This is a genomic window from Zoogloea sp., assembly GCF_044344315.1.
Lineage (GTDB): Bacteria > Pseudomonadota > Gammaproteobacteria > Burkholderiales > Rhodocyclaceae > Zoogloea.
On the sequence record NZ_JBIJDC010000187.1, the window covers coordinates 1 to 3,584 of the forward strand.

General features: G+C 63.1%; 3 protein-coding genes, 2 tRNA genes and 1 pseudogene. 3 read left to right on the forward strand and 3 right to left on the reverse strand.

The genetic code is table 11. From position 1 onward, the window contains the following. Positions 1-366, reverse strand: a pseudogene (locus tag ACIQ09_RS21910) (formyltetrahydrofolate deformylase); the annotation flags it as partial. A 149-nt stretch (positions 367-515) separates the two neighbouring features. On the opposite strand from ACIQ09_RS21910, the gene ACIQ09_RS21915 reads away from it, so the two are divergent. Next, positions 516-1,118 carry a helix-turn-helix domain-containing protein gene (locus ACIQ09_RS21915; protein WP_398314501.1) on the forward strand — a complete coding sequence of 201 codons (603 nt, stop codon included), beginning with the start codon at positions 516-518 and terminating at the stop codon, positions 1,116-1,118. A gap of 63 nt (positions 1,119-1,181) precedes the next feature. On the opposite strand, the gene ACIQ09_RS21920 is transcribed toward ACIQ09_RS21915, so the two are convergent. Both ACIQ09_RS21920 and ACIQ09_RS21925 read right to left on the reverse strand, forming a co-directional pair. Then, positions 1,182-2,576, reverse strand: a complete 1,395-nt coding sequence (locus tag ACIQ09_RS21920; protein ID WP_398314503.1) for an ammonium transporter — start codon at positions 2,574-2,576, stop codon at positions 1,182-1,184. Between the two features lie 10 nt (positions 2,577-2,586). Further along, complete coding sequence (locus ACIQ09_RS21925; protein ID WP_398314505.1) at positions 2,587-2,925, reverse strand: P-II family nitrogen regulator; 339 nt, start codon at positions 2,923-2,925, stop codon at positions 2,587-2,589. Between the two features lie 428 nt (positions 2,926-3,353). Here ACIQ09_RS21925 and ACIQ09_RS21930 point away from each other — a divergent pair. Continuing rightward, positions 3,354-3,429, forward strand: a tRNA-Gly gene (locus tag ACIQ09_RS21930). 49 nt (positions 3,430-3,478) lie between these two features. Then, positions 3,479-3,553 (forward strand) — tRNA-Thr (locus ACIQ09_RS21935). Positions 3,554-3,584 lie beyond the last annotated feature (31 nt).

A 3,584-nucleotide genomic window follows, 5' to 3' on the forward strand; every position in this document is an offset into this window, starting at 1 on the left:
GACGCAGGGGATCTCGATGTTCAGCTCGTCGGCCTGCCAGCGCGCCAGCAGGTCGTACAGGCAGTGCTCCTGCTTGGACACCAGGATCACCACGCGCTTCTTGCGTGCGCTGTCGCTGATGCGCCAGTCCATCTGGAACTCGGCGGCGATGGGGGCGAACTTGTCGCGCAGGGTCTCGATGCCGAAGGGCAGCGAGTCGGCCAGGATCTCCTGGCGCATGAAGAAGCGGCCTGCCTCGGCGTCAGCGTGGTTGTTGGCCTCGGTGATCCAGCCCTGGTTCTGCGCCAGGAAGCCACTCACGGCTGCCACGATGCCAACCCGGTCAGGGCAGGACAGGGACAGGGTGTAACGACGACTCGATGACATGCTCTCAACTCCGTAGGGAGGTTCATATAGAGAATTATTTTTGCACATAGTGCATCTCGCCATGAATCATGTCAACTATTTTTCCTACAGTGAAACAAATGCCGCCTGTGCAATAATCCCGGCATCCTTATTTAGGCGGGAGATCCCCCATGAGCGACACCGACAGCTCCGGCAGCCTGGAGCGCTATCTGGGCAACACCATCCGTGATCTGCGCCAGAAGCACGGGCTGACCATCGCCGACGTGGCCAGCCTGGCGGGCATCAGCCGGGGCATGCTGTCCAAGATCGAGAACGCCCAGACGGCCACCAGCCTCGACACCCTGTCGCGCCTGGCCGGTGCCCTGGGGGTGTCCATTGCCACCCTGTTCCGGGGCTACGACGTGCGCGACGGGAGCGCGCAGCTGGTGAAGAAGGGGGAAGGCATGGAGGTGGTGCGGCGTGGCACCAAGAAGGGCCACACCTATCATCTGCTGGCTTACGACCAGGGCCCGACCAAGGTCTTCGAGCCTTTCCTGATCACCATCGACCATGAATCCGAAACCTTCCCGATCTTCGAGCACCCGGGCACCGAGTTCATCTACATGCTTGAAGGCGAGATCGAGTACCGCCACGGGCAGAACACCTATGTGCTCACCCCGGGCGACGCCCTCACCTTCCGGGCCGACATTCCCCACGGCCCCGAGAAGCTCACCAAGTGCCCGATCCGCTTTCTCAGCGTGCTGATGTATCCCAACCCCGGCGACGCCACCTGAAGGCTGGCGATCGAGGGCAACTGCCCCGACCGGAACGTCCGGACGGGGCAGACAGGGGATGGCTCAGTGGTGATAGGCCGTTTCGCCGTGGGCGCTCAGGTCCAGGCCCTCGCGCTCGTCTTCTTCGCTGACACGCAGGCCGATGGTGATGTCAATCAGCTTGAAGGCGATGTAGGACACCACCCCGGACCACACCACCGCCGTGCCCACACCCCAGGCCTGGGCCACCATCTGGGCGCCCATGTCGAAGGTGCCCGGGGCGTTGGCGACGTAGTCCCACACGCCGGTACCGCCCAGCTCCGGCGCAGCGAAGACGCCGGTAAGCAGGGCGCCGAGGATGCCGCCCACCCCATGCACGCCGAACACGTCCAGGCTGTCATCGACGCCGAGCATGCGCTTGAGGCCATTGACGCCCCAGTAGCACACGATGCCGCCGAGGAAGCCCATGATGATGGCGCCCATCGGGCCGACCAGGCCGCAGGCCGGGGTGATCACCACCAGACCGGCAATGGCGCCGGACACGGCACCCAGCATGGAGGGCTTGCCCTTGAAAATGGCCTCGATCACCGTCCATGCCACCGTGGCTGCGCAGGCTGCCACCAGAGTGTTGAAGAAGGCCAGGCCGGCAGTGGCACCGGCTTCCAGCGCCGAGCCCACGTTGAAGCCGAACCAGCCCACGAAGAGCAGCGAGGCGCCGACCAGGGTCATGGTCAGGCTGTGGGGAGCCATGGATTCACGACGGTAGCCGATGCGCGGCCCCACCATGTAGGCACCCACCAGCGCGGCCACGCCGGCGTTGATGTGCACCACCGTGCCGCCGGCAAAGTCCAGGGCACCCTTGTTGAACAGGAAACCGGCAAACTCACCCGCCTTGGCAGCCGCTTCAGCCGACGTAAAGGCATCCGGGCCGGCCCAGTACCAGACCATGTGGGCCATGGGGATGTAGGAGAAGGTGAACCACAGCACCATGAAGATCAGCACGGCCGAGAACTTGATGCGCTCGGCGAAGCCCCCGATGATCAGCGCCGGCGTGATGGCGGCGAAGGTCAGCTCGAAGGAGGCAAACAGGTATTCGGGCAGCACCACGCCCTTGCTGAAGGTGGCCACCACGGTTTCCGGCGTCACGCCCTTCATGAACAGTTTGTCGAAGCCGCCGATGAAGGCATTGCCATCGGTGAAGGCCAGGCTGTAGCCATACACGGCCCACAGCACGCCGAGCAGACAGAAGATCACCAGGGTCTGCATCAGCACGGAGAGCATGTTCTTGGCGCGGACCATGCCGCCATAGAACAGGCCCAGGCCCGGCGTGGCCATCATCACCACCAGCAGGGTCGCGGTGATCAGCCAGGCGGTGTCGCCCTTGTTGGGCACCGGCGCGGGCGGCGCCCCATCGGCCCAGCCCGGGGTGGAGAAGAGTGCTGCAGCAATGAAGGGAGCGAAAGCGAGCAAGCGTTTCATGGGGTTCTCCTTAGATGGCGGCCGCGCCGGACTCGCCGGTGCGGATGCGGACAGCCCGGATGAGATCGAAGACGAAGATCTTTCCGTCGCCGATCTTGCCGGTGGCCGCAGCCTGTTCGATGGCAGCGATGGCAGACTCGAGCACGTCGTCCGGCACGGCCGCCTCGATCTTCACTTTGGGCAGAAAATCCACCACGTATTCGGCGCCTCGGTAGAGCTCGGTGTGCCCCTTCTGACGGCCGAAGCCCTTCACGTCGGTCACGGTCAGCCCCTGCACGCCGACGGCGTTGAGGGCCATGCGGACCTCATCGAGCTTGAAGGGTTTGATGATTGCGCTAATCCACTTCATGGCGCCCTCCGCGGCTGACTGCGCCAACGGCCGGGACGGCCGGACTGCTCTGCTGGATCTTCATGGGACGTCGCTCCTTTTTGCACTCAATGAAAAAAAGTTTCTTCCTGAGAAGCAGGAGCTGTGCCAAGGGCTGAGGACACGAAAAATCAATGCTCTAGCGCAGTGGGCCGCCCCACCCATGCACAACAAACCGGCATCCCGCACCGCGGCTGCACCAAAGGAGGTCTGCAACCCAGGCCCGAGCACCCGGTATTGCATTGAAATAAAAAGACATTCGCCCCCCAAAAAGCGCTGCGCCCCCTCCTCCACGCCGGGCGAGAATGAATTTTTTCAATCGGGGACTTCACAAAACGGGGGTTTCCTGTATAGTGCCGCCCTTCGGACACAACGCATTAAACACGCGTTGGCAGTATCTGCAGTCCCATGCGGCAGTAGCTCAGTTGGTAGAGCGCAACCTTGCCAAGGTTGAGGTCGAGAGTTCGAGACTCTTCTGCCGCTCCAGTTTTCCCGTCCCCCAGACAGCAGTCTGGTCAGGACACAGCGGGATACCGCTCATGTAGCTCAGTGGCAGAGCACTCCCTTGGTAAGGGAGAGGTCGGCAGTTCAATCCTGCCCATGAGCACCACCCGATTGGCAAAAGGCCGGTTCCGCAAGGA

What these genes read in the sequence shown, in the direction of transcription:
- ACIQ09_RS21920 (WP_398314503.1), bottom strand. Translation starts at nt 2,576, where the DNA reads ATGAAACGCTTGCTCGCTTTCGCTCCCTTCATTGCTGCAGCACTCTTC.
- ACIQ09_RS21915 (WP_398314501.1), top strand. Translation starts at nt 516, where the DNA reads ATGAGCGACACCGACAGCTCCGGCAGCCTGGAGCGCTATCTGGGCAAC.
- ACIQ09_RS21925 (WP_398314505.1), bottom strand. Translation starts at nt 2,925, where the DNA reads ATGAAGTGGATTAGCGCAATCATCAAACCCTTCAAGCTCGATGAGGTC.